Here is a 24,480-nt window from a genome sequence, read left to right on the forward strand (position 1 = left end):
GCCCGCCAGAATGTAGAAACACTGCGGCTATAGCGCGCACAACTTCTACGAAACCCCGAGCCGGCGGCGGCGGGGTCAGTCGGTGCCCTTGGGCACCACGATCATCGGGACGGAGACCGCGCGAAGGATCTTCGCAGCTGTGGAACCCAGGAACAACGTGTTCGGGGCGGCCAGCCGGCTCGAACCGACCATCACCACATCGCCGTCGTGCCACTCGAGCGCCTCGACCGCTTCCTCGATCGTGGAGCCCTGTGCGACCGTCGATGTGACCGGGAAGTTCTCCGGCAGTTGGATTCTCGCTTCGTCGAGGGCCCGTTGGGCATGTGCGCGAGCAGATTCGATCGCCGTGTCCTCGGGGACGTTCCGCCAGGGCTGCATGTCGTCGATCGCGAGAATGGACACCAGTCGGATCGGCCGATGAGCTCGAATGCCACTGCGGATGGCGGTCTCGAACAGCAGGGGCGCACCCGGACGGTCACCGATGGTCACGGTGATCTCCCGGACCTCGTCGGCGCCGAGATGCGCGAAACCGGGCGGTGCGACCGCCACTGGGATGGGCGACGAATGCAGGATGTCGTTGACGACCGTTCCGAGCGTGTGCCGACCGCTGATCCCTCCGCCGGCTCCGCCGATGACGAGGATGTCTGACTTGGTGCGTCGGGCCTCGATGATGAGTCCCTCGGCCGGATTGGCGTGCTCGGCGATGGTCGTCGTGGTCTCGATGTCGTCGGGTAGGCGAGCGGCCGCCTCGTCGAGCCAGCGTCGTGCTGCGCTGTCGAGGGCGTCGGAGAGTCTCTCCACCGCGTCGTCGGCCCCGGCCGGTTCGGGCGGGATGACGATGCAGATCTCGAGTTCGGCGTCGAAGGTGCGTGCCAGGCACGCACCCAGGGCCACCGCGTCCTCGCCCCCGGAGGTGGCGATGTATGCGACGAGCAGCTTCATCGGTGCTCCCAACTGTCTCCTCGGGGCGGAACTCACTCGGGCCCCAGCCTAGTCACGTCTGTGCCGGATTCCCGGCTGTTGTGTGCCTCGTCGCGTCGTCCGCCGCGTCGGCTACCCGATCGTCGCTGGACACGCTTAGATTGCCCCATGGAATCCCTTGTCGACGGCTATCTCCGCCACATCATGGACAACGTTCGTGACGACCTGTCCGGCCACGTCGCCGACTACATCCCCGAACTGGCCGTCGTCGATCCCGAGGGATACGGGTTGTCGATGTGTGTCCATGACGGCTTCACGTACTCGCACGGGGATTCCACCACGACCTTCACCATTCAGTCGGTGTCGAAGCCCCTGACGTACGCGATGGCCCTACGAAAGCACGGGGTCGCCGCGGTGGACGCCAAGATCGGCGTCGAACCGTCGGGTGAGGCCTTCAACGAGATCAGCGTCGACGATCGCCGGCGCCCCAAGAACCCGATGATCAACGCCGGAGCCATCTTCGCGGCGTCCATGCTGCTCCCGGCGACTCGTGACGTGACCGCTGCCGACATCGAGTCGGCCTTCGCCGAGATCCTCGACTTCTACTCGGGCTGTGCGGGTCGTCGTCTCTCGATGGACGAAGAGGTCTACGCGTCTGAGTCGGCCACCGGCTCGCGTAACCGTGCGATCGCGTACATGCTCGACAGCTTCGGTGCGCTGGACACCGATCCGGATGCGGCCATCGACCTCTACTACCGCCAGTGCTCGATCCGGGTGACGACCGACGATCTCGCCGGCATCGGCGCGACCATCGCCAACGGTGGCCTCAATCCGCGCACCGGCCGTCTGGTGTTCACCCATGAGATCGCCCAGCGGCTGCTCAGCGTGATGACCACCTGCGGCATGTACGACGGGGCCGGCGACTGGGTCACCTCCGTCGGCCTGCCCGCCAAGAGCGGCGTGGGCGGCGGCATCCTCGCCGTGCTGCCGGGGCAGCTGGGAATCGGTGTGTACTCGCCTCGACTCGACGAGCACGGCAACAGCGTCCGTGGCGTCGAGACGTGCCAGCACCTGTCGAAGGACCTCGGGCTCCACATGTTCAACGTCACCCGCGAGAGCCGGGTGACCATCCGCACGGTCTACGACCTCACCGACACCCCGGTGAGCTCGGAGTGGAGCGAACGCGAGCGCAGTTATCTGCGCACCTGCCGCGACCGGATTCGCGTCTACGAGTTGCAGGGCGACCTGACCTTCGCCGGGGCCGAGAGCGTTCACCGGCGGCTAGTGGCCGACATGGACGACTTCACCGTGGTGATCGTCGAGATCTCACGACTCGGTGTCATCGACGCGGTCGCGCGGACCATGGTGCTCAGCATCAAACGACTGCTCGCCGACAGTGGTCGTCGTGCGGCGCTCGTCGATCCCGACGGCGTCGTGCGAGCCAGTGTGGAACGGCAGCGCGAGGAGTGGCTCACCCCGAATCCCGATGCGCCGGTCGACCTCAAGGGCTTCGATCCGACCCTCCCGCACGTCCACACGGCGATGGAGGATGCGGTCATCGACGCGGAGACCTTCATGCTCAAGCACTACTACGACCAGTGACCCTTCGTGACGCGTCCTCCGCAGGCTCCGGTCGCTCCTCAGGGAGCGGTAGGGGGCGTCCTCCGCAGGCTCCGGTCGCTCCTCAGGGAGCGGTAGGGGGCGTCCTCCGCAGGCTCCGGTCGCTCCTCAGGGCCCGCCGCGGGATCGTGAGGAACGGCGCGGGGACGTGAGAACGGTGCAGCCGATGCCCTAGGGTGGGCTCGTGCGTCTCGTCATCGCGGAGTGTCAGGTCGATTACGTCGGGCGGCTGACCGCCCATCTGCCCATGGCCAAGCGTCTGCTTCTGATCAAGTCCGACGGGTCGGTGAGCGTGCACGCCGACGACCGCGCCTACAAGCCGCTGAACTGGATGAGCCCGCCGTGCTGGCTCACCGAGGCCGCCGTCCCCGAGGGCACCGAGGCAGAGGCCTACTGGGTCGTCACCAACAAGGCCGGCGAAGAACTGCGGATCACCATCGCGTCGATCGAGCACGACTCACAGCATGAGCTCGGCATCGACCCGGGTCTGGTCAAGGACGGCGTCGAGGCGCATCTGCAGGAACTGCTCGCCGAACACGTGGAGACCCTCGGGCCCGGCCACACCCTCATCCGCCGCGAGTACATGACGGCGATCGGACCGGTCGACCTGCTCTGCCGCGACGCCACTGGCGCGACTGTGGCCGTGGAGATCAAACGACGCGGCGAGATCGACGGCGTCGAGCAGCTCACCCGCTACCTGGAACTGCTCAACCGCGACACCACCCTGGCCCCGGTGGCCGGTGTCTTCGCCGCGCAGCAGATCAAGCCGCAGGCGCGAACCCTCGCCGAAGACCGTGGAATACGTTGCGTCGTGCTGGATTACGAAGCACTGCGCGGTGCGGAGAGCACGGAGTTCCGGCTCTTCTGAGCCGACCTCAGAGCTTCAGCTCCTACTGAGGTGCTCCGACTGCGGAACACCTGACCCGCGGAATGCCGCTCAGGCGTTGGCGCGGGCCTCCGGCGACAGCTTGCGATTGAGCAGCTCGAGATCGTCGGTGTCGGAGAGCACGTCGTACTCGGAGTCCTCCGGCTGCGCCAGCAACTCGGGCAGTTCGGCGAGCTTGTCGCGGAGCTGACCCAGGTTGGCCGCGATCTCCTGGCGCGCTCGGTCGGCCGCCTGCGCCATCTCGCGCGACCGGTTGAGGCGTTCGCCGGCGATGTCGAGCGCGGTCTGCCGGATGTGGTTGGCCTCGTCGAGTGCGCGCTCACGCTGGTCGGCGATTTCGGCATCGTGACGTTCGCGTTCGGCGGCACGTTCACGTTCGCTGACGGCTTCCAGCTCGGCGACTTCGGCCTTCGCCTTCTCGACGATGCGGCGGGCCTCGTCGTTGGCCGCCTTCATCGTCTTGGTGTGCTCGGCCTCCATCGCTGCGGTTCGCTCGGCGATGAGGCGTGCCGACTCGGACTCGTTGGCCGCGGCGGTCTCCTTGACCTGGCGGGCGCGGGCCGAGGCCTCGTCGACGAGCTTCTTCGCCGCCGCCTGCGCCTCGCTGCGGATCCGCTCTGCCTCGGCGGCCGCCTCGGAGCGCATGTCGGCGGCTTCCTGGCGTGCGATCGAAAGAGTCTCGGCGGCTTCGGCGGAGGCCTCGGCGCGCATCTCCGAGGCCTCGTCGGAGGCGAGTTGGAGCATGCGTGAGAGGCGCTCACTCATTCCCTGAGCGGTGGTGGGCGGCACCGAGAGTTTGTCGATCTCGCGCCGGAGTTCGGCGATCTCGTCGCGCGCCTCTTCGAGATGGGAGGCGAGCTCGTGGGCGTTGGCGGTGGCGGCGTCGCGATCGGCGGCGAGAACCCGCAACTCGGCATCGAGTCGCTGGAGATGGTCGGCGACCTGCTCACGGTCATAACCGCGCATCACGATCGCGAAGGGCAATTGCCGTGCGGGACCTGGCATGCGGGCCAGTGTATCCGAGACGCCCGGCTGTCGAAGCCCGGTCGGAGCCGGGCGGGGTGCGGTGTCGGCCTTATCGGCGACACGCCCTTCGGTGGCGGCGCGTGGACGACCACTCGGGTGTCCACGCGCCGTCATCGGCATTCGTCTCAGCGTGCGGGCCGGGTGCGAACCGAGAGGATTTCGTCAGCGGCCGAACGGTTTTGGGCCGAGGCGGAGCGTGGAAACGATCAGTGCGCTGCGTCGGCGGCCGGCTCGACGAGCTCGAGGAGGACGCCCCCCGCATCCTTGGGATGGACGAAGTTGATGCGCGAGTTCGCGGTGCCCCGCTTGGCGGCGGGGTAGAGGACGCGGACGCCGGCCTCGGTCAGGCGGGCCATGACGGCGTCGACGTCGGTCACGCGGACCGCGAGCTGCTGCAGTCCGGGTCCGTTGCGACCGATGAACTTCGCGATCGTCGACTCCTCGTTCAGCGGGGCGAGGAGCTGGATGACGGCGCCACCGCCGGCGGGGCCGACCATGGCCTCCTCGACACCCTGCTCGGCATTGGTCTCCTGGTGGAGCGTCTCGAAGCCGAGGTGTGTCGCATACCACTCTTTGGCAGCGTCCAGGTCCGGAACGGCGATACCGACGTGGTCGATTGCGACGACCAGGTCGGAGATCAGCGCGGTCGCGCCGGCAGAAGTGCTGGGGTCAGATGCAGAGGTGCTCATGTCACAACGGTAGCGTTGAGGGGTAGAGCGCACAGAGCGGGCGCTCGGTAGCCCCTCGCACGACCACCCCCGGAGGTTCCTTTCCATGTCCTCGACTGCTGACAACACGACGGTCATCGTCGCCGGCGCACGTACTCCTTTCGGCCGCCTCCTGGGCTCGCTGAAGGACTTCAGTGGCGTCGACCTGGGTGCGGTGGCGATCCAGGGCGCCCTGGAGAAGTCCGGGGTCCCGGCCTCGGAGGTCCAATACGTGATCATGGGCCAGGTGCTGACCGCGGGGGCAGGTCAGATGCCGGCTCGTCAGGCCGCGATCAAGGCCGGTATCGGCTGGGACGTCCCGACCCTGACCATCAACAAGATGTGCCTCTCGGGTATCGACGCCATCGCGCTCGCCGACCAGCTCATCCGCGCCGGTGAGTTCGACGTCGTCGTCGCCGGCGGCCAGGAGTCGATGACCCAGGCCCCGCACCTGCTGCCGAACAGCCGCGGTGGGTTCAAGTACGGCAACACCGAGCTCGTCGACCACATGGCGTTCGACGGCCTGCACGATGCCTTCACCGATCAGCCGATGGGTGCTCTCACCGAGCAGGGCAACGACAAGGACGGCTTCACCCGCGAGCAGCAGGACGAGTTCGCAGCCCGCAGCCACCAGCTCGCCGCCGCCGCCTGGAAGAACGGCGTGTTCGACGACGAGGTCGTGCCGGTCTCGATCCCGCAGCGCAAGGGTGACCCGATCCAGTTCGCCGAGGACGAGGGCATCCGTGCCAACACCACCGCCGAGTCGCTGTCGGGTCTGCGCCCCGCCTTCCGCAAGGACGGCACCATCACCGCGGGCAACTCCTCGCAGATCTCCGACGGTGCCGCCGCGGTCGTCGTGATGTCCAAGGCCAAGGCGGAGGAGCTGGGCGTGACCTGGCTCGCCGAGATCGGTGCCCACGGCGTCGTCGCGGGTCCGGACTCCAGCCTGCAGGCGCAGCCGGCCAACGCGATCGCCAAGGCCTGTGCCCGTGAGGGCATCGCCCCCGCCGACCTCGACCTCATCGAGATCAACGAGGCCTTCGCCGCGGTCGGCCTGGCCTCGGCCCAGCAGCTCGGCGTCGACGAGGACAAGATCAACGTCAACGGCGGAGCGATCGCCGTCGGCCACCCGATCGGTACCTCCGGTGCCCGGATCACCCTGCACCTCGCCCTCGAACTGCAGCGTCGCGGCGGCGGCGTCGGCGCGGCCGCACTGTGCGGTGCAGGCGGCCAGGGCGATGCCCTGATCGTCCGCGTCCCGAAGGCCTGACAGATCCGCTGAAGGAGACTTCTACGACACTTTGTCGTAGAAGTCTCCGCCGGCAGGCACAATGGGGAACATGCTGTCTTTCTTCGACCTGAGCACGCCCGCCAAGCGCTTCCGCCTCGTCGCCGTGGCGGAGGCGATCACCTGGGCGTGGCTGATCGTCGGGATGGTCCTCAAGCGCGTCAACGACGACCCCGAGGCCATCGCACTTCCCGGCGCCACCCACGGCGCCGTCTTCATCATCTTCGTGATCGTCGCCCTGATCACCGCGTACCAGCTCAAGTGGAACGACGTGAAGTGGGAGATCCCGCTCGGCGGTCGACGCATCGGCATCCCGATCGTGACCCTGCTGGCACTCGCGTCGAGCATCCCGCCGTTCGGCACGATCGTCTTCGAGTGGTGGGTCAAGCGCAACGGCCACCTCGCAGAGCTGTCGACCGGACAGTCGACGCAGCAGGCCCCCGCCTGATCCAACCGCCTGACCCGGAGGTAGTCCACTGATCGTCGCATTCAGCCTCACGCCCTCGGGCGGAACCGCCGTCGACGACGACGGCGGGATGAGTGCGGCGGTCGCGGCCGCCGTCGAGGTCGTTCGCGCGTCCGGGCTCCCGCATCAGACCACCTCGATGTTCACCTACCTCGAGGGCGACTGGGACGAGGTGATGGCGGTGGTCAAGGCCGCCACCGACGCCGTCGCCGCCCATGCTCCGCGCGTGGGTCTGGTGCTCAAGGCCGACATCCGTCCCGGGCACACCGGCGAACTCACGGGCAAGGTCGAGCGGGTGGAACGCCACCTGGGTTCGGGCTCCTGAGTGCAGGTGCACCTCGCGACCGAACTCCGCCGCTCCCGGCGGGCGGTCGCCACGGTCTTCGCTCTCAACGGTTTCCTCGCCGCCATGTGGGTGGCACACATCCCGGTCATCAGTGAACGCACCGACGTCGGACACGACGAACTGGGCGGTCTGTTGCTGCTGCTCGGCGGTTCCGCGTTCGTCGGCATGCAGGTGTGTGGCCCCCTCATCGACCGCTGGGGTTCTAGACCGCTGACCACCGTTGCCGCCCTGCTCCTGTCGGGTGTCATCATCACGCCGGTCCTGGCCGTCGACACGCTCACCCTCGGCGCCGCCCTCGCGGCCTTCGGCTTCGCGAACGGGTGTCTCGACGTCTCGATGAACGCCCAGGCCGTCGCGGTCGAACGCGCCTACCGCCGACCGATCATGTCGTCGTTCCACGGGTTCTTCTCGGCGGGCAGCCTCGTCGGTTCCGGCGTGGTCGCCGCGACGCTGTGGGCTGACGTCGGGGTCGTGCCGACGGTCGCATGCGCGGCGATCGTGGGTTTCGTGGCGGTCGCCGTGGTGGCGCGTCACCTGGTCGGACACGACGAGACGCCCGCGGCGAGCCCGTCGTCGGACACTTCGTCCACCGGCACCGGGTCGTGGTGGCACGGCATCGACCGGCGTCGACTGGTGCTCCTCGCGGTCGTCGCCTTCGGGCTGATGCTCGCCGAGGGCACCGCCTACGACTGGAGTGCCCTGCACATCGTCGAGAGCCACGGGACCAGCGAGGCGATCGGCGCGATCGCGTTCGGTGCGTTCAGCGCGACGATGACCATCGCGAGATTCGTCATCGACCCGGTGGTGGCCGCGGTGGGTGCGGTCCGCGTGCTCCGGGTCGGCGCGCTCGTCGGCATGGCCGGCATGACGATCGCGATCGCCTCCCCGGTACCCGCACTCGCCGTCGCCGGATGGGCCGTCTTCGGCCTGGGACTGGCCGGCCTCATCCCGCAGATCTTCACCGCCGCGGGCAACCTCACCGATTCCGCGGGTGGCCGGACGATCTCGATCGTCGTCGGCTGCGGGTATCTCGGCATGCTCGCAGGTCCCGCCGTCGTCGGGTTCATCAGCAGCCGAACGAGTCTCGACACCGGACTGCTCGCAGCGCTGGCCGCACTGTTGCTGGCCGTGTTCTTCGCCGGTGTGGTCCGCCCGCGCGAACGACCGGTGTCCGCGCTGGGCGAACCTCGGTCGTCGAGCCCGGGTGGCCGTGCCACACTAGAGGAGTGACGCGACCAACCAATCGTCAGCAGGCCGCCGCGGCGGCCCGTCAGCAGGCTGCTGCCGCCATGGCCATGACCGGTGCCGTCGATCTCGGCGGAATCAAGGAACGGGCCGAAGCCCAACGCGCCCAGTCGCAGCGGGCCCAGGCCACCCAGCGCGCGCAGGCGCAACCGGACGAGACCCCGGGCGCCGGCACACCGCCCCCGCCCGCACCCCCCGCGGCGGCCGGTGCGAGCGTCATCGACGTCACCGAGGAGACCTTCGAGGCCGAGGTTCTCAACCGGTCGATGCAGCAGCTCGTCGTCGTCGACCTGTGGGCCGAATGGTGCGGGCCGTGCAAGCAGCTCTCGCCGGTCCTCGAGCGTCTCGCCGCCGAGTCCGGGGGCCGCTGGGTGCTCGCCAAGGTCGACGTCGACGCCAATCCCCGCATCTCGCAGGCCTTCCGGGTGCAGTCGATCCCGATGGTGGTCGCGATCGTGCAGGGACAACCGGTCACCGCGTTCAACGGGGTCCGGTCCGAGGCGGAGATCACCGCGTGGATCGACGAGATCTTCGCGCAGGTCGGCAATGTGCTGCCGGACGCTCCCGCCGGTGCGGCACCCGAGCCCGAGCAGACCGATCCGCGCATGCTCGCCGCCGAGGAGAAGCTCAACGACGGCGACTTCGACGGAGCGCTGGCCGCTTACCGCGCGGTCGCGGAGGCCGAACCCGAGAACGTCGAGGCGGCGTCGGCGGCGCGGAACCTCGAGTTCATCCTGCGCGCGCAGGCGCACGACCCGAGCATCGTCGAGACCGCGACACCGCGTGACATCGACGCCCAGCTCGCGGCCGCGGATGTCCTGCTGCTGTCGCAGCAGCCCGAGGCGGCCTTCGACCGCATCATCGACGTGGTCCGCGTGACCAACGGCGAGGAGCGCACCCGCGCCCGGACGCGGTTGCTCGAGCTGTTCGAGCTGTTCGATCCGGCCGAACCGTTCGTGGTGTCCGCTCGGCGAAAGCTGGCCAGCGCGCTCTACTGACCGCAGACCCACCCCTTTTCGGCAAACCCAGCACCCTCGAGGTGCTGGGTTTGCCCATGAATGGTGGGTTTACGGACGGCGGGGAGCCAGCCAGATGGCGGAGTTGGCCGGCAGCATGACCCGGGCCGAGGTGGGGCGGCCGTGATACGACGGCCCGTCGGCGGTCACCGCTCCGAGATTGCCGCGGCCCGCGCCGCTGTAGGCGTCGGCGTCGGTGTTGAGGATCTCTTCCCACACCCCGCTCTGCGGCAGCCCGACCTGATAGTCGACACGGTCCGAGCCGGAGAAGTTGAAGATGCAGGCGACGACCGAGCCGTCCTCCCCGAACCGCAGGAAGCTGATCACGTTGTTCGCGGTGTCGTTGGCGTCGATCCACTCGTAGCCGAGGGGCGTGATGTCCTGGGTGTAGAGCGCAGGGGATGCCCGGTAGATCCGGTTCAGGTCGGTGACCAACGCCGAGATACCGGAGTGCAGTTCTCCCTCCCAGCCCTCGAGCTGATGCCAGTCGAGGCTGCGGTTGTCGGCCCACTCGCCGACTTGGCCGAATTCCTGGCCCATGAACAGCAGCTGCTTGCCGGGATGCGACCACATGTAGGCGAGGTAGACGCGTGCGCCGGCGGCCTTGGTGAAGGAGTCGCCGGGCATCCGCGTCCAGAGCGTGCCCTTGCCGTGGACGACCTCGTCGTGCGACAGCGGCAGCACGAAGTTCTCGCTCCACGCGTACATCAGCGAGAAGGTGATCTCGTGATGGTGGAAGCTGCGGTGGATCTGATCCCGCGACAGGTAATCGAGGCTGTCGTGCATCCAGCCCATGTTCCATTTGAAGCTGAAACCGAGGCCGCCGAGATCGGTCATCCGGGTGACGCCCGGCCAGGCGGTGGACTCCTCGGCGACGGTGATGACGCCGGGGAAATGCTTGTGCACCGTCGCGTTGGTCTCCTGCAGGAATTGCACCGCCTCGAGGTTCTCGCGGCCGCCGTGGATGTTGGGCCGCCACTGTCCGTCGGGACGTGAGTAGTCGAGGTAGAGCATCGACGCGACGGCATCGACGCGCAGACCGTCGATGTGGAACTCGCTGAACCAGAACAGCGCATTGGCGACGAGGAAGTTGCGGACCTCGTGACGGCCGAAGTCGAAGACGTAGGTGCCCCAGTCGAGTTGCTCGCCGCGCATCGGGTCGGCGTGCTCGTAGAGCGGGGTGCCGTCGAAGCGGGCCAGTGCCCATTCGTCCTTGGGGAAGTGCGCCGGCACCCAGTCGACGAGCACCGCGATGCCACGCGAATGCAGGTGGTCGACGAGATAGCGGAAGTCGTCAGGGGTCCCGAACCGGGCCGTCGGCGCGTAGTACGACGTCACCTGATAGCCCCAGGAACCACCGAAGGGATGCTCGGCCACCGGGAGGAACTCGACGTGCGTGAAGCCCTTCTCGACGACGTAGTCGGCGAGCTGATGGGCGAGCTCGCGGTAACCCAGGCCCTGACGCCACGACGCCAGGTGCACCTCGTAGACGCTCATCGGCTCGCGCTCGGGCGAGGAGGCCTCCCGGCGCGCGATCCAGGCGTCGTCGGACCAGACGTGCTGCGACTGCGTGACGACCGACGCGGTCGACGGCGGGGGCGTGGTCCGGTAGGCCATCGGATCGGCCTTGTCGCGGATCACACCGTCGGCGCCGTGCACCCGGAATTTGTAGTGCGCGCCGTCGCCGACGTCGGGGACGAACACCTCCCAGACACCGCTGACCCCGATCTTGCGCATGGGTGCCACACGGCCGGTCCACCGGTCGAAGTCCCCGATGACGGCCACACCGTGCGCGTTGGGCGCCCACACCGAGAACGCGGTGCCGGTGACCTCGCCGTCGGCGGTGGTGTAGGAGACCACGCGCGCCCCGAGGGCCTCCCACAGCGCTTCGTGCCGGCCCTCGCTGAACAGGTGGATGTCGATGTCGCCGAGGCTCGGCAGGAACCGGTAGCCGTCGGCGACCACGAACTCGGCGGTGCCGCCGGAACCGTCGGGGTAGACGACCCGGTAGCGGTAGTCCATCAGGTCGGCGATCGGCACGGTGACGACCCACAGGTCGTCGGTCTGGCGGGTCATCGGGTGATCGACGCCGCCGATGACCGCGGACACCGACAGCGCGTCGGGTCGCAGGGTGCGCAGGATCGTGGTCCCGCCCGGTGCGTCGTGCGCCCCGAGGAACGCGTGCGGCTCCGGATGGGTCAGCGCGTCGAGGCGGCGCAGGTCGTGGTCGTTCGCCCTCGGGTCGGGGAGAGAACCTGCGGCGCCGGCGGGCGTCTCCGGGCCGGTGGGCGTCTCGGGGTCGGTGGGGGACTCGGGGTCGGTGGGGGACTCGGGATCACGACGATCGGTCACGGGCACCTCACTGGATTCGGTAGGCGAGTCGCGCGGCGGCGGCGGGATCGAGCGGCGGCAGGGCCAGGATGTGGGCCACCGCGCGCCACGGCTCGAGCCGGACGTAGTTGTCCTGCCCCCACCAGTACTCCTCCCCGGACACCTCGTCGCGGACCGAGAAGTGGTCGTACCACTCGAATCCGAGTCGGGGCAGGTCGAGCCATACGGTCGATTCCTCGGCGGCGTACGGGTTGAGATTGATGACCACCACGACGCGGTCGCCGGTCACCGGATCGATCTTCGAGTAGGCGATGAGCGACGGGTTGTCGACGTGGTGGAAGTGGATGTTCCGCAGCTGCTGCAGGGCGGGATGCCGGCGGCGGATCTCGTTGAGCGAGGTGATCCACGGCTCCAGCGACTCACCGCGGCTTGCGGCCGCCTTGTAATCGCGCGGGCGCAGCTCGTACTTCTCGGAGTCCAAATACTCCTCGCTGCCCTCGGCGACCGCGACGTGCTCGTAGAGTTCGTAACCGCTGTAGACGCCCCAGGTCGGGGCGAGGGTCGCGGCCAGGGCGGCGCGCAGTGCGAACATGCCCGGGCCGCCGTGTTGCAGGCTCTCGTGGAGGATGTCCGGGGTGTTCACGAACAGGTTGGGGCGCGCCTCGTCGGCGTGCTCGGCCAGTTCACGACCGAACTGCTCGAGTTCCCACTTCTCCGTCTTCCAGGTGAAGTACGTGTAGGACTGGGTGAACCCGAGCCGGGCGAGCCCGTACAGGCGCGCGGGCCGGGTGAACGACTCGGACAGGAACAGCACGTCCGGGTTCCGCTTCTTGACCTCGCTGATCAGCCACTCCCAGAAGTTCGGCGGCTTGGTGTGCGGGTTGTCGACGCGGAAGATGTTGACGCCCAGGCCGACCCAGTGCAGGACCACCTTCAGCACCGCTCGGTAGATGCCGTTGCGGTCGTCGTCGAAGTTGAGCGGGTAGATGTCCTGGTACTTCTTCGGCGGGTTCTCCGCGTAGGCGATCGTGCCGTCGGGCTGGATGAAGAACCAGTCGGGGTGTTCAGTCGCCCAGGGGTGGTCGGGTGCGCACTGCAGGGCGAGGTCGAGGGCGACCTCGAGGCCCAGTTCCCGGGCGCGACCGACGAAGTACTCGAAGTCCTCCTCGGAACCCAGCTGCGGGTGGATCGCGTCGTGGCCGCCGTCCTTCGACCCGATGGCCCACGGCGAACCGACGTCGTCCGGCCCGGCGACGAGCGTGTTGTTGCGTCCCTTGCGGTTGATCTCGCCGATGGGATGGATCGGCGGGAGGTAGACGACGTCGAAGCCCATCCCGGCGATGCGGGGGAGGTCCTCGGTGGCGGTGAGGAAGGTGCCGTGCACCGGGTTGCCCTCGCCGTCCCAGCCGCCGGTGGAGCGGGGGAAGAACTCGTACCAGGACCCGAAGAGGGCGCGCGTGCGGTCGACCCACACACGGTAGGTGCGGCTCTTGGTGACCAGCTCGCGGACGGGGTTGTCGTGGAGCAGTTCGACGACCTCCTCGGAGATCGCCAGGCTCACCCGGTTCTCGACCCGGCGGCGTCGGGCGCGGAGCAGACGTACGGCGTCGAGCAGGAGTTCGCGGTTCTCGTCGACGATGTCCTCGGCGGCGCGCTCGAGGATGCGGGCGCCGATCTCGAGGTCGTTGGCCAGGTCTGCGGCGCCCTGGCCGGCGTCGAGTTTCTTGATGACCGCCGACCGCCAGGTGGTGTACGGGTCGCTCCAGGCCTCGATGCGGTACGACCAGAAACCGACCGCGTCGGGGACGAAGGCGGCGTTGAACGTGTCCGGTTCGGGCGCCGGCGTCATGCGGATATCGATGGTTCCGCGCTGCGGTGCCTCGATGTGCAGGGTGACGCCGATCGCGTCGTGGCCCTCGCGCCATGCGGTGGTGCTGACCGGGAAGAATTCTCCCACAACGGCTTTCGCGGGCTGTTGCCCTGCGGAGACGAGGGGTGCGATGTCATCGATACCCATGCGCCCGATCACTCGAAGCCTCCTCTCGTCAGCTCCTGCGACTGGCCAGGGTGCGTTGTCGGTCTCGCCTGCGTTGGTATCACCGCTACCCAACCTAGTGCCCCGCGTAGCCGATTGTCTTGTCGTACGCGGTCCTCGTGTCGGGTGTCTCCCCGCGGGCCGATCAGCCCACCGGGCGCGGTGCCGCGGTGAGTCGGCTGAGGGCGGAGCGGACGACCGCGGGGTCGGTGGTCCGCCACATCGGCGGCAACGAGGCGAGCAGGTAACCCCCGTAACCGGCCGTGGCGAGCCGGGAGTCGAGCACCGCGACGACGCCGCGGTCGTCGACCGAACGCAGCAGTCGACCGGCGCCCTGCGCGAGGAGCAGTGCCGCGTGATTGGCTGCCACCGACAGGAAGCCGTTGCCACCACGGGCGTCGACCGCGCGTTGCCGTGCGGTCAGCAGCGGATCGTCGGGGCGCGGGAACGGGATGCGGTCGATGAGCACGAGGCTGAGCGACGGTCCGGGCACGTCGACGCCCTGCCACAGCGACAGCGTGCCGAACAGGCACGTCTCGGGGTCCTCGGCGAAGCGTTTGACCAGCGTCGAGGTGGTGTCGTCGCCCTGGCACAGCACCGGGTACTCACAGCGTTCGCGGATGGCCTCGGCCGCCTCGCGGGCGGCGCGCATCGACGAGAAGAGTCCCAGCGTGCGGCCCCCGGCGGCGTCGACGAGCTGGGCGATCTCGTCCATCGTGCGTGGCGCGATGCCCGAACGGTCGGGACGGGGCAGGTGCCGGGCCACATAGAGGATCGACGACTTCGGGTAGTCGAACGGGGAGCCGGCGTCGAGGCCCGTCCACCGCGCCGAACCCGTGTCGGAGGGCACCGCCTTGCCGCTGGCGGTGATGTTGCGCGAGGCCGCCGGATCGGTGGTCGGGTCGTCGCCCGGCTCGTCGGCGGCGGGACGGTCGGTGCCGCGCCCGGAGGCGGGCAGGCCCCATGTCGCGGCCAGGGCGTCGAAGGAGCCGCCGATCGTCAGGGTCGCGGAGGTCAGGACGACCGTCGAGTTGGAGAACAGCGACGCCCGCAGGAGGCCACCGACCGACAGCGGCGCGATGTGCAGCACCGGCCGGGGTTCGGCACCCCGCCGGGAGGTGTCGAGGCCGACCCACACCACGTCACGCCGTTTGGACTCGTCGGGTTCGTCGAAGGCGCCGAGGACGCGCACGACCGTGTCGTGCATGTCGTCGAGCGAGGTGAGTGCCGCCGACCGCGCCGCGGCCGCGCCGTCGTCACCGGCCCCCGGCGCGCGCACCGGGCCGATCGCGGTCCGGGTCTGCCACAGTCGGTCACGCAACATCACCAGCACGGAGGTCGCGTCGGGAGGCAGCTGCGTCCATTGCGCCTTCGGGGCGGTCTCCAGGAGCTCGCCGAGTTGCTCACCGGCGCCGAGGAGCGCGTCGGCCGTCTCCTCGTCGACGAGCTTGCCCACGCGTCGGGAGACGAGCGCGATCGAGGACGTGGACAGTTCGTCGGTCGCCACCGAGGTCATCCGGTCCACGAGTTCGTGGGCCTCGTCGATGATCACCACGTCGTGTTCGGGCAGGACGTTCGCCGGGCTCGTCGCATCGATGGCCAGCAACGCGTGGTTGGTCACCACCACGTCGACCTTCCCGGACTGGCGACGGGCCTGCTCGGCGAAGCAATCCTCACCGTAGGAGCAGTTGGCGGCGCCGAGGCACTCGCGCGCGGACACGCTGACCTGGCGCCAGGCACGGTCGGCGACACCGGGGACGAGGTCGTCGCGGTCGCCGGTCTCGGTGTCGCTGCTCCACTCGCGCAGCCGGGTGACCTCGCGTCCGGTGCGGGACAGTTCGAACGGATCGAACAACTCGGTGTCCGGCTCGTCGGCCTTTCCCGAGTGGATCTTGTTGAGGCACAGGTAGTTTCCGCGGCCCTTGAGAATCGCGAAGGTCGGCTTGCGGCCGATCGGCTTGGCGAGGGCCCCGGCGAGACGGGGGAGGTCGCGCTCGATCAGCTGCCGCTGCAACGCGATCGTCGCCGTCGACACCACGACGGTCCGGCCGGTCTCCACCGCGTGCCGGATCGCCGGTACGAGATACGCCAGCGACTTTCCGGTACCTGTGCCCGCCTGCACGGCGAGATGCTCGCCGGTGTCGATGGCGTGTGCGACGGCGGAGGCCATCGCGACCTGCCCGTCACGTCGACGGCCGCCGAGCGCGGAGACCGCGGTGTCGAGCAGTTCGGTCAGCGGGGGAGTGTTCGGCATGGGGTGTTCCGGGGTCCTCGTTCGAGATGGGCGAGATGGGTGTGTGGTTTCAGACGGATCCGCGGCCTCTGCGGTTCCCTCGGGGGACTAACCCGTGCCGTACGAGCCGTCGTAGAGCAGGTCGCCCACGAGTTCGACCCCGGCCTCACGCATGCTCGACAGCGCGTCGGACGTGGTCTCCGTACCGACTCCCGCGGTGAAGTTGAGCAGCACCCGGGTCGTGAAGCCCGCCTTCACCGCGTCGAGTGCGGTGGCGAGGACGCAGTGATCGGTGGTCAGGCCCGCGATGTCGATCGACGAGATCTTGTGGTCGCGAAGCCATTGCTCGAGGGTGGTCCCGTCCTCGGCGATCCCCTCGAAACCGGAGTACGCGGCGTCGTATTCGCCCTTGGAGAAGACCGCCTGCGCTGCGGCGAAATCGAATTCGGGGTGGAACGCGACGCCGTCGGTGCCCACCACGCAATGCGGCGGCCAGGTGTCGACGTAGTCGGGCTCGTCGGAGAAGTGCGCGCCCGGATCGATGTGGTGGTCGCGGGTCGCGACGACGGTCCGGTACTCGCCGAGGGTCTTGGTGATCGCCCGGGCGACGGCGGCACCGCCGTTGACCGCGAGGGAGCCGCCCTCACAGAAGTCGTTCTGGACGTCGACGACGACCAACGCGTCGGCCGGCTTGGTGCCGTCGCTGCGTTCGCTGCTCATCAGGTACTCCCTGGCGGATCGAAGGGTGTGCTCGTCAGCCGAGCTGGTAGCGGGTCGGCACCGCCGGGTCTCCGTGCGAGAGGCCGAGGCCCTCCCACGGCAGACTCACCAGCCCTGCCGCGAGGTGGGCACGCGCGTCGGTCAGTGAGGGCAGCGATGCCACCGGCTCCCCGCCGCGGACCAGCGGGATCTGCAGATCCCGGAGGTGGAGACCGCCGTCGGCCTCGGGGCGTGGCCCGTCGGCTCGGTAGACGATCTCCTCCACGATCGTCCCACTGCCCCGTGCGGCCCGCACGGCCGCCTTGGCCCCGCCGCGCGATTCCTTGTGGCTCGACCGCTTGGCGACGGGCAGTCCGTCGACCTCGACGAGCTTGTAGACCATACCCGCGGTCGGTGCGCCGCTACCGGTGACCAGCGCGGTCCCGACCCCGTAGCTGTCCACCGGCTCGGCGCGCAGCGAGGCGATCGCGTACTCGTCGAGGTCGCCGGAAACCACGATCTTGGTGTTCGTCGCGCCGAGGTCGTCGAGTTGCGTGCGGACCTGACGCGCGAGCACGCCGAGATCGCCGGAGTCGATGCGCACCGCGCCGAGTCCGGGGCCGGCGACCTCGATCGCGTTCCGCACGCCCTGGGTGATGTCGTAGGTGTCGACCAGCAATGTGGTGTCGATGCCGAGCGCCTCGATCTGTGCGGCGAAGGCGGCTTTCTCGTCGGGGCCGTCGGGCCCGGTGAAGCCGAGGGTGAAGGCATGGGCGGCGGTGCCCGCGCTGGGCACCCCGAACCGGCGATTCGCCTCGAGGTTCGACGTCGCGGCGACACCGGCGAGGTAGGCGGCGCGGGCACTGGCGACGGCGGCGCGCTCGTGGGTGCGCCGGGAGCCCATCTCGATGATCGGGCGGGACCCGGCCGCACTGACCATGCGGGCGGCGGCCGAGGCGATCGCGCTGTCGTGGTTGAGGATCGACAGGATCAACGTCTCGAGGAGGACCGCCTCGGCGAAGGACGCCCGGACGGTGAGGATCGGGGAGCCCGGGAAGTAGAGCTCGCCCTCGCGGAAGCCGTCGATGTCACCGGAGAAGCGGTAGTCGCGTAGCCACGCGACGGTCTCGACGTCGAGGAACTGCTCCACGACGGCGATCTCCTCGTCGCCGAAACGGAACTCGGCGAGCTCGGCGAGGACACGTCCGGTACCCGCGACGACGCCGTACCGACGACCGTCGGGAAGCCGGCGGGCGAACACCTCGAACACGCACGGCCGGTGCGCGACCGGGTGCCGGAGTGCCGCCGCGACCATGGTCAGTTCGTACTGGTCGGTCAGCAGCGCGGTGTTGTCGATGCTCACTATCGCGTTACCCTTGTCCTCATGGCGCCTGACGAAACTCGTGCGCACGAGGCTACCCCCGGCGGTACTGCGGTTGCCGAACCCGCAGTGGCCGACGGCGCGGCGGATCTCGACAAACCCTGGATGACCGTCGTGTGGGACGACCCCGTCAATCTGATGCGGTACGTGACCTTCGTCTTCCAGAAGATCTTCGGCTACTCGGAGTCGCACGCCAATCAGCTCATGATGCAGGTGCACACCGAGGGCAAGGCCGTCGTCTCCAGCGGCGATCGGGACAAGGTCGAGGGAGACGTGCGCAAACTGCACGCGGCCGGCCTGTGGGCCACCATGCAGCGCGATTCATGACCGGGCCCGAGATGTTGCGGCTCGGGTCCGGACCGTCCTCGCCTGGGGATGATCCGACGGTGGGGAGACACTGAGGCGTGCGCACCTGGAAACGCAAAGGCCGCGGCGAGTCGATCCGGATCGTCTCCCAACTCGACTCGCACGAGGCCGAGTTGCTCGCGTCGCTGGTCTCGTCGATGTGTGAGCTCCTCACCGAACGTGCCGACACCGCGCCGAGCGATGCGCTGTCGGAGGTCACCGGCATCCGCATCGGCCACTCCGATGCGCCGGACGACGCCACCCTCGGTCGTCTGCTGCCGGACTTCCACCGGCCGGATCAGGACGAGGAACTCTCCGCAGAAGTGGTCAACGGCCGGCTCAACTCCGCGCTGCGGAGCGTCAACGAGCCGAAGATCATCGACGCCAAACTCAGTGCGGCACACACACTTCTCGACACGCTGCCGGACGGGGGCGGCGACCTCGCGCTCACCGTCGACGAGGCGACCGCCTGGCTCACCGCTCTCAACGACGTCCGTCTCGCGCTCGGGGCGATGCTCGGCATCTCGGAGGACACCCCGGATCGGCTGCCGCCCGACCATCCGCACGCCGCCCATCTCGACGTCTATCACTGGCTGACCGTGATGCAGGATCTGCTCGTCGAAGCGGTGATGTGACCTACAGTTCTCCGGTGTGACCACCATCGGACGATCCGCCCGCCCGGGTGACCGCATCACCGACGTCGCCGGGATCACCGTCGGACACCGTCACCGTGTCGACGCCGACGCCGAGGTGGCCGGCACCGCCGGCGCACCTGACGGCCACGGCTGGGCCACCGGCACCACGGTGGTCCGGATCTCGGGGCCGGGCGCGATCGCGGCGGTCGACGTACGCGGCGGAGGCCCGGGCACCCGGGAGACCGATCTGCTCGATCCGTCGAACACCGTGCAGACCGCGCACGCCATCGTGCTCAGTGGTGGCAGCGCCTACGGCCTCGCGACGGCCGACGGCGCGATGCGAGCGCTAGAGGCCGAGGGTGTCGGCCTGCCCATGGACACCAGGGGACACGTGGTGCCCATCGTCCCCGCGGCGGTCATCTTCGACCTGCCGGTCGGCGCGTGGGATCACCGGCCCGACGCCGACTTCGGTGCCGAGGCGGTCCGCGCGGCCGCCGTCGACTTCGCCGTCGGCAGTGTCGGGGCCGGCGCCGGTGCCCGTGCCGGCGCGCTCAAAGGCGGCGTCGGCACCGCGTCGGTGAGGATCGAGACCGGCCCGGCGGCCGGCATCACCGTCGGTGCGCTGATGATCGCCAACCCGGTGGGCGCGGTCATCGACCCGAAGACCGGGCTGCCGTGGGACCTCGGCGAGGACGAACTGGCCGAACTGGGCCTCAGACGTCCCGAGGCCGCCGACATCGCGCACCTGGCCGAACTCGCGGAGAAACACACCGTCCTGAACACCACGATCGGCGTCGTCGCCACCGATGCCGCGCTCGACGCGGCGATGACCCGCCGGATCGCCATGGCCGGCCACGACGGTCTCGGCCGGGCCATCCGCCCGGCCCATTCGCCGCTCGACGGCGACACCATCTTCGCCGTCGCCACCGGTGCGGTGCGACCGGAGTCGAGCGACCCGGCGACCGTCTCCCCGCCCGGGATGCACGCGGACGCGGCGATCATCGCCGAGGTGTCCCGATGTGCGGCCGACGTCGTCCAGCGGGCGATCGTCGACGCCGTGCTGGCCGCCGAGTCGGTGGCCTCGATACCCACATACGCCCAAGCCGCGCCGTCGGCGTTCGGCTGACTCGCCCGCTCCGATCCGCCGCCGGTGACGCCGGTCATAACCGGCTTCGGAATAGGTGTCCGCGGTCCGGCGTTCCCCCTCGGGACATGCGCGACGACCGGTCGCCGATCTGACGTGCCCGTACGGGCCCCGCGTCTGCGAAGGAGAACGGGACAGCGATGCTGAAGATCGATCAGGAACTCGTCGACGCGATGGTCGCGCACGCGCGCGCCGATCATCCCGACGAGGCGTGCGGCGTGATCGCCGGGCCGGAGGGTTCCGACGACCCGCAGCGGTTCATCCCGATGATCAACGCCGAACGGTCGCCGACGTTCTACCGGTTCGATTCCGCCGAGCAGCTGTCCGTGTGGCGCGAGATGGATCGCCGCGACGAGGAGCCGGTGGTGATCTACCACTCGCACACCGCGACCGAGGCCTACCCGAGCCGCACCGACATCTCCTACGCCGGCGAGCCCGGTGCCCACTACGTGCTGGTGTCCACCCGGGACCCGGAGACCGCCGAGATCCGTAGCTATCGCATCGTCGACGGCACGGTCACCGAAGAAGAGATCGAGATCAGGAGCTGAATATGCCAGTCACCGTGTCCATCCCGACGATCCTGCGGACCCACACCGGCGGCGCCAAGCGCGTCGAGGGTTCCGGGACCACGCTCTCGGCACTCATCGACGACCTCGAGTCGGGCAACCCCGGACTCAAGGAGCGCCTCGTCGCGGACGGGAAGCTCCACCGCTTCGTCAACATCTACGTCAACGACGAGGACGTCCGGTTCTCCGGCGGTCTCGACACTTCCATCGACGACGGTGACGAGGTGACCATCCTGCCCGCCGTCGCCGGCGGCTGCTGAACGTGGCACGCTACGACTCACTCATCGACTCGGTCGGCAACACCCCGCTGATCGGGCTCCAGAGACTGTCCCCTCGCTGGGACGACACGGCCGACGGACCGCACGTCCGGCTCTGGGCCAAACTCGAGGACCGCAACCCGACCGGTTCCATCAAGGACCGGCCGGCGCTACGCATGATCGAGCAGGCCGAACGCGACGGGCTCCTGCACGCGGGCTCGACGATCCTCGAACCGACCAGTGGCAACACCGGGATCTCGCTGGCCATGGCCGCGAAACTCAAGGGCTACCAACTGATCTGCGTGATGCCGGAGAACACCTCCGAGGAGCGTCGCTCGCTGCTGCGCATGTTCGGCGCGGAGGTGATCTCCTCGCCGGCCGCCGGCGGGTCCAACACTGCTGTCGCCGTGGCCAAGAAGCTGGCGTCGGAGAACCCCGACTGGGTGATGCTCTACCAGTACGGCAACCAGGCGAACGTCGCCGCCCACTACGAGGGAACCGGCCCCGAGCTCTATGCCGATCTGCCGGAGATCACCCATTTCGTCGCGGGCCTGGGCACCACCGGGACGCTCATGGGCGTCGGACGCTTTCTGCGCGAACGCAAACCGGACATCGAGATCGTCGCCGCCGAACCGCGCTACGGCGACGAGGTGTACGGCCTGCGCAACATCGACGAGGGCTTCATCCCGGAGCTCTACGACGACTCGGTGCTCACCCGCCGGTTCTCGGTGACCGGCGTCGACGCGGTCGCCCGTGTACGTGAGCTGATCGACCTCGAGGGCATCTTCGCGGGCATCTCCACCGGCGCGATCCTGCAGGCCGCGCGCGGCATCGGTCGCCGGGCCCTGAAGGGCGGTGTCCGCGCCGACATCGGCTTCGTGGTGCCCGACGCGGGATGGAAGTATCTCTCGACCGGGGTCTACGAAGGTAGCCTGGACGACGCGGAGCAGGCACTCGAAGGTCAGCTCTGGGCGTGACCGGTCCGCCGGAACGCCACCCGAAGAGTCGAGACCCGAAGAGAAACTGGCCATGACGTCGTACACCCCACCGGTCGGGCAGCAGCAGGAGCCGCGGCGGTCCCGCCCGCTCTGGCTGCGCTCGCTGATCACCACCGTGTGCATCATCGCGGTGCTGTTCGTCATCGAGCTGATCGACGCTGCCACGCGGTACGACCTGGACCAGAACGGCATCGTCGCCCGAGATGTCGACGGCCTCGACGGAATCCTCTGGGCCCCCATGCTGCACGCCGACTGGCAGCACCTGCTGGCCAACCTCATGCCGGGTGCGGTCCTGTGCTTCCTGGTGCTGATGACCCGGCGCTTCCTGATCGTCACGGCCATCGTCTGGATCGTGTCCGGCCTGGGCGTGTGGTTGTTCGCGGCGCCGTACTCGCCGACCGTCGGCGCGTCGGGGATCATCTTCGGCTGGCTCACCTTCCTCATCGTGCGGGGCCTGTTCAACCGTGACCTCTGGCAGATCCTGGGCGGCGCAGTGCTTTTCCTGATCTACGGATCGATCCTGTGGGGTGTGCTGCCGTCGGACCCGCTGGTCTCGTGGCAGGCGCACCTGTTCGGCGCGATCGCCGGTGTACTCGCGGCCTGGTTCCTCGCCTCGCGCGACCACAAACAGCGAAAGCGCACCGTGACCCCGGGGGTGGCGTCATAGCCGCACAACCCGGGGGGCCCGTCTGGACCTCCGATCCCGAGGCACCCATCGGGATCTTCGACTCCGGCGTCGGCGGTCTGACCGTGGCGCGCGCCGTCATGGACCTGCTGCCCGACGAGGACATCGTCTACATCGGCGACACCGCGAACGGGCCGTACGGTCCGCTGACGATCCCCGAGATCCGCAAGCATGCGCTGGCAATCGGCGACGACCTCGCCGAGCGGGGCGTCAAGGCGATCGTCATCGCCTGCAACACCGCGTCCGCCGCCTGCCTGCGTGACGCCCGCGAACGCTACGCGCCGATCCCGGTGGTCGAGGTCGTGCTTCCCGCGGTGCGTCGCGCGGTGGTCGCCACCAAGAACGGCCGGATCGGTGTGCTCGGCACCGAGGCCACCATCTCCTCACGCGCATACCAGGATTCGTTCGCCGCGGCCCGCGATGCGGTGATCACCGCCGTGCCGTGCCCGCGCTTCGTCGACTTCGTCGAACGCGGGATCACCAGCGGCCGCCAGATCCTCGGTCTGGCACAGGGGTACCTCGAACCACTCCAGGAGGCCGGGGTCGACACGGTCGTGCTCGGCTGCACGCACTACCCGTTGCTGACCGGCGTCCTGCAGCTCGCGATGGGCGATGAGGTGACGCTCGTGTCCAGCGCGGAGGAGACGGCCAAGGACCTCTACCGCGTCCTCACGGAGTCCGACCTGCTGCACCCGCACACCGGCCGGGAGGCATCGCGCGTCTTCCAGGCGACCGGCGACCCCGAGATGTTCGCCAAGCTGTCGCGGCGGTTCCTCGGACCCGTCGTCGGTGCTGTCCAGCACCTTTAGCGGGCTCGGGCAATCTTCGCTGCCCACTTGTGACCCGGTAACCCGACAGCAACTCGCGCGGGCATGGCACAGTAGGGCGTATGCGTCTCACGGTCCTCGGATGTTCGGGCAGTGTGGGCGGACCGGGGGCGGCGTGCTCCGGCTACCTGCTCTCTGTCCCCGGCGAACAGCCGGTGCTGATCGATTGCGGACCGGGTGTCTTCGGAGAACTGCAACGGGTGACCGATCCCTGTGGGGTATCGGTGGTCCTGAGCCATCTCCATGCCGATCACTGCCTGGATCTGCCCGCGATGTTGGTGTGGCGCCGGTACGCGCCGTCGGCGGCGACGGGACGCGCGCCCCTCTACGGACCGCCGGGTACCGCCCTGCGGATCGGCCACGGCTCGTCGGAGTACCCCGGCCAGGTCGACGACATCTCCGACACCTTCGACGTCCACGAGTGGCGGGACGGTGTCGAGATCACCCTCGGCGGCATGCGGATCAAGTCGGTGAAGGTCAACCATCCGCCGCAGACCTACGGATTACGCATCACCGGACCGGAAGGGCAGGTGATCGCCTACAGCGGTGACACCGCGCCCTGCGACGAACTCATCGACCTCGCCGCCGACGCCGACCTGTTCCTGTGCGAGGCGTCGTGGACCCACGCCCCCTCCGAACGCCCGCCGGACCTGCACATGTCCGGGATCGAGGCGGGGGAGGCCGCGACGAAGGCGAATGTGCGCGCGCTCGCGATCACCCACGTCGCGCCGTGGACGGACTCCGCGGAGATCCTCGCCGAGGCCCGCAGCACGTTCTCCGGGCCGGTTGACCTCGTGCGTCAGGGACAGGTCATCGATCTCGC

24 protein-coding genes are annotated in these 24,480 nt (G+C 69.0%); 16 read left to right on the plus strand and 8 right to left on the minus strand.

Annotated features, from left to right (window positions below):
- Window positions 1-75 precede the first annotated feature (75 nt).
- Entirely contained in the window at window positions 76-942 is an 867-nt protein-coding gene (locus tag M1L58_RS22075) for a universal stress protein (RefSeq protein WP_248660481.1), read from the minus strand.
- Between the two features lie 147 nt (window positions 943-1,089).
- Between M1L58_RS22075 and glsA the strand changes: the two genes are divergently transcribed.
- Window positions 1,090-2,523 (plus strand): glutaminase A, encoded by a 1,434-nt coding sequence (glsA, locus tag M1L58_RS22080; RefSeq protein WP_248660482.1) that lies wholly within the window; start codon window positions 1,090-1,092, stop codon window positions 2,521-2,523.
- Between the two features lie 202 nt (window positions 2,524-2,725).
- Complete coding sequence (gene nucS, locus M1L58_RS22085) at window positions 2,726-3,409, plus strand: endonuclease NucS (protein ID WP_154883682.1); 684 nt, start codon at window positions 2,726-2,728, stop codon at window positions 3,407-3,409.
- Between the two features lie 69 nt (window positions 3,410-3,478).
- Here nucS and M1L58_RS22090 read toward each other — a convergent pair whose 3' ends face one another.
- Window positions 3,479-4,432: a hypothetical protein gene (locus tag M1L58_RS22090; RefSeq protein WP_248660483.1), complete on the minus strand. Its 954-nt coding sequence runs from the start codon at window positions 4,430-4,432 to the stop codon at window positions 3,479-3,481.
- A gap of 227 nt (window positions 4,433-4,659) precedes the next feature.
- Complete coding sequence (gene mce, locus M1L58_RS22095; protein ID WP_248660484.1) at window positions 4,660-5,142, minus strand: methylmalonyl-CoA epimerase; 483 nt, start codon at window positions 5,140-5,142, stop codon at window positions 4,660-4,662.
- Window positions 5,143-5,227: 85 nt separating this feature from the next.
- Between mce and M1L58_RS22100 the strand changes: the two genes are divergently transcribed.
- The 5 genes from M1L58_RS22100 (at window position 5,228) to M1L58_RS22120 (ending at window position 9,503) form a co-directional block, all read left to right on the plus strand.
- Window positions 5,228-6,430, plus strand: a complete 1,203-nt coding sequence (locus M1L58_RS22100; protein WP_248660485.1) for an acetyl-CoA C-acetyltransferase — start codon at window positions 5,228-5,230, stop codon at window positions 6,428-6,430.
- Window positions 6,431-6,500: 70 nt separating this feature from the next.
- On the plus strand, window positions 6,501-6,896 hold the full coding sequence (locus M1L58_RS22105) for a DUF3817 domain-containing protein (protein ID WP_040536842.1): 396 nt from the start codon (window positions 6,501-6,503) through the stop codon (window positions 6,894-6,896).
- 28 nt (window positions 6,897-6,924) lie between these two features.
- The gene (locus M1L58_RS22110; RefSeq protein ID WP_040536829.1) at window positions 6,925-7,239 is read left to right on the plus strand and encodes a thiamine-binding protein; all 315 of its coding nucleotides are present in this window, start codon (window positions 6,925-6,927) and stop codon (window positions 7,237-7,239) included.
- Entirely contained in the window at window positions 7,240-8,490 is a 1,251-nt protein-coding gene (locus tag M1L58_RS22115; RefSeq protein ID WP_248660486.1) for an MFS transporter, read from the plus strand.
- A 59-nt stretch (window positions 8,491-8,549) separates the two neighbouring features.
- The gene (locus tag M1L58_RS22120) at window positions 8,550-9,503 is read left to right on the plus strand and encodes a tetratricopeptide repeat protein (protein ID WP_248660496.1); all 954 of its coding nucleotides are present in this window, start codon (window positions 8,550-8,552) and stop codon (window positions 9,501-9,503) included.
- Window positions 9,504-9,572: 69 nt separating this feature from the next.
- Here the strand turns inward: M1L58_RS22120 and glgB are convergent, their stop codons facing one another.
- From glgB to M1L58_RS22145, 5 genes are all read right to left on the minus strand, one after another.
- Window positions 9,573-11,741 (minus strand): 1,4-alpha-glucan branching protein GlgB, encoded by a 2,169-nt coding sequence (gene glgB / locus M1L58_RS22125; RefSeq protein ID WP_248660497.1) that lies wholly within the window; start codon window positions 11,739-11,741, stop codon window positions 9,573-9,575.
- Between the two features lie 139 nt (window positions 11,742-11,880).
- Window positions 11,881-13,881: a maltotransferase domain-containing protein gene (locus M1L58_RS22130; protein ID WP_248660487.1), complete on the minus strand. Its 2,001-nt coding sequence runs from the start codon at window positions 13,879-13,881 to the stop codon at window positions 11,881-11,883.
- Between the two features lie 151 nt (window positions 13,882-14,032).
- Window positions 14,033-16,141, minus strand: coding sequence for an ATP-dependent DNA helicase (locus M1L58_RS22135; protein WP_248660488.1), 2,109 nt, complete (start codon window positions 16,139-16,141; stop codon window positions 14,033-14,035).
- 87 nt (window positions 16,142-16,228) lie between these two features.
- Window positions 16,229-16,840, minus strand: a complete 612-nt coding sequence (locus M1L58_RS22140; RefSeq protein ID WP_248660489.1) for an isochorismatase family protein — start codon at window positions 16,838-16,840, stop codon at window positions 16,229-16,231.
- A gap of 34 nt (window positions 16,841-16,874) precedes the next feature.
- Window positions 16,875-18,182, minus strand: coding sequence for a nicotinate phosphoribosyltransferase (locus M1L58_RS22145; RefSeq protein WP_248660490.1), 1,308 nt, complete (start codon window positions 18,180-18,182; stop codon window positions 16,875-16,877).
- A 21-nt stretch (window positions 18,183-18,203) separates the two neighbouring features.
- On the opposite strand from M1L58_RS22145, the gene clpS reads away from it, so the two are divergent.
- The 9 genes from clpS to M1L58_RS22190 form a co-directional block, all read left to right on the plus strand.
- Window positions 18,204-18,527 (plus strand): ATP-dependent Clp protease adapter ClpS, encoded by a 324-nt coding sequence (gene clpS / locus M1L58_RS22150; protein ID WP_040536833.1) that lies wholly within the window; start codon window positions 18,204-18,206, stop codon window positions 18,525-18,527.
- A gap of 77 nt (window positions 18,528-18,604) precedes the next feature.
- Window positions 18,605-19,180, plus strand: coding sequence for an oxidative stress transcriptional regulator AosR (aosR, locus tag M1L58_RS22155; protein ID WP_248660491.1), 576 nt, complete (start codon window positions 18,605-18,607; stop codon window positions 19,178-19,180).
- Between the two features lie 16 nt (window positions 19,181-19,196).
- The gene (locus M1L58_RS22160) at window positions 19,197-20,306 is read left to right on the plus strand and encodes a P1 family peptidase (RefSeq protein WP_248660492.1); all 1,110 of its coding nucleotides are present in this window, start codon (window positions 19,197-19,199) and stop codon (window positions 20,304-20,306) included.
- Window positions 20,307-20,464: 158 nt separating this feature from the next.
- Complete coding sequence (locus M1L58_RS22165; RefSeq protein ID WP_006868081.1) at window positions 20,465-20,872, plus strand: Mov34/MPN/PAD-1 family protein; 408 nt, start codon at window positions 20,465-20,467, stop codon at window positions 20,870-20,872.
- 2 nt (window positions 20,873-20,874) lie between these two features.
- On the plus strand, window positions 20,875-21,150 hold the full coding sequence (locus M1L58_RS22170) for a MoaD/ThiS family protein (protein WP_006868082.1): 276 nt from the start codon (window positions 20,875-20,877) through the stop codon (window positions 21,148-21,150).
- A gap of 2 nt (window positions 21,151-21,152) precedes the next feature.
- Window positions 21,153-22,124 (plus strand): PLP-dependent cysteine synthase family protein, encoded by a 972-nt coding sequence (locus M1L58_RS22175; protein ID WP_248660493.1) that lies wholly within the window; start codon window positions 21,153-21,155, stop codon window positions 22,122-22,124.
- 52 nt (window positions 22,125-22,176) lie between these two features.
- Window positions 22,177-22,812: a rhomboid family intramembrane serine protease gene (locus M1L58_RS22180; protein WP_248660494.1), complete on the plus strand. Its 636-nt coding sequence runs from the start codon at window positions 22,177-22,179 to the stop codon at window positions 22,810-22,812.
- Window positions 22,809-23,639: a glutamate racemase gene (gene murI / locus M1L58_RS22185; protein ID WP_308221837.1), complete on the plus strand. Its 831-nt coding sequence runs from the start codon at window positions 22,809-22,811 to the stop codon at window positions 23,637-23,639. Before M1L58_RS22180 ends, murI begins: the two co-directional genes overlap by 4 nt.
- A gap of 80 nt (window positions 23,640-23,719) precedes the next feature.
- Window positions 23,720-24,480, plus strand: a 761-nt coding sequence (locus tag M1L58_RS22190; protein ID WP_248660495.1) for a cyclic nucleotide-degrading phosphodiesterase, incomplete at its 3' end; no start/stop codon positions are given.

It is taken from the genome of Gordonia sp. C13 (genome assembly GCF_023218005.1).
In the GTDB taxonomy this organism is placed as follows: domain Bacteria; phylum Actinomycetota; class Actinomycetes; order Mycobacteriales; family Mycobacteriaceae; genus Gordonia; species Gordonia namibiensis.

Coding starts and splice junctions, on each gene's coding strand:
- glsA (WP_248660482.1), top strand. CDS start 1,090: ATGGAATCCCTTGTCGACGGCTATCTCCGCCACATCATGGACAACGTT.
- M1L58_RS22140 (WP_248660489.1), bottom strand. CDS start 16,840: ATGAGCAGCGAACGCAGCGACGGCACCAAGCCGGCCGACGCGTTGGTC.
- M1L58_RS22135 (WP_248660488.1), bottom strand. CDS start 16,141: ATGCCGAACACTCCCCCGCTGACCGAACTGCTCGACACCGCGGTCTCC.
- M1L58_RS22165 (WP_006868081.1), top strand. CDS start 20,465: ATGCTGAAGATCGATCAGGAACTCGTCGACGCGATGGTCGCGCACGCG.
- clpS (WP_040536833.1), top strand. CDS start 18,204: ATGGCGCCTGACGAAACTCGTGCGCACGAGGCTACCCCCGGCGGTACT.
- M1L58_RS22105 (WP_040536842.1), top strand. CDS start 6,501: ATGCTGTCTTTCTTCGACCTGAGCACGCCCGCCAAGCGCTTCCGCCTC.
- M1L58_RS22180 (WP_248660494.1), top strand. CDS start 22,177: ATGACGTCGTACACCCCACCGGTCGGGCAGCAGCAGGAGCCGCGGCGG.
- mce (WP_248660484.1), bottom strand. CDS start 5,142: ATGAGCACCTCTGCATCTGACCCCAGCACTTCTGCCGGCGCGACCGCG.
- M1L58_RS22170 (WP_006868082.1), top strand. CDS start 20,875: ATGCCAGTCACCGTGTCCATCCCGACGATCCTGCGGACCCACACCGGC.
- M1L58_RS22090 (WP_248660483.1), bottom strand. CDS start 4,432: ATGCCAGGTCCCGCACGGCAATTGCCCTTCGCGATCGTGATGCGCGGT.
- M1L58_RS22075 (WP_248660481.1), bottom strand. CDS start 942: ATGAAGCTGCTCGTCGCATACATCGCCACCTCCGGGGGCGAGGACGCG.
- M1L58_RS22120 (WP_248660496.1), top strand. CDS start 8,550: ATGGCCATGACCGGTGCCGTCGATCTCGGCGGAATCAAGGAACGGGCC.
- M1L58_RS22100 (WP_248660485.1), top strand. CDS start 5,228: ATGTCCTCGACTGCTGACAACACGACGGTCATCGTCGCCGGCGCACGT.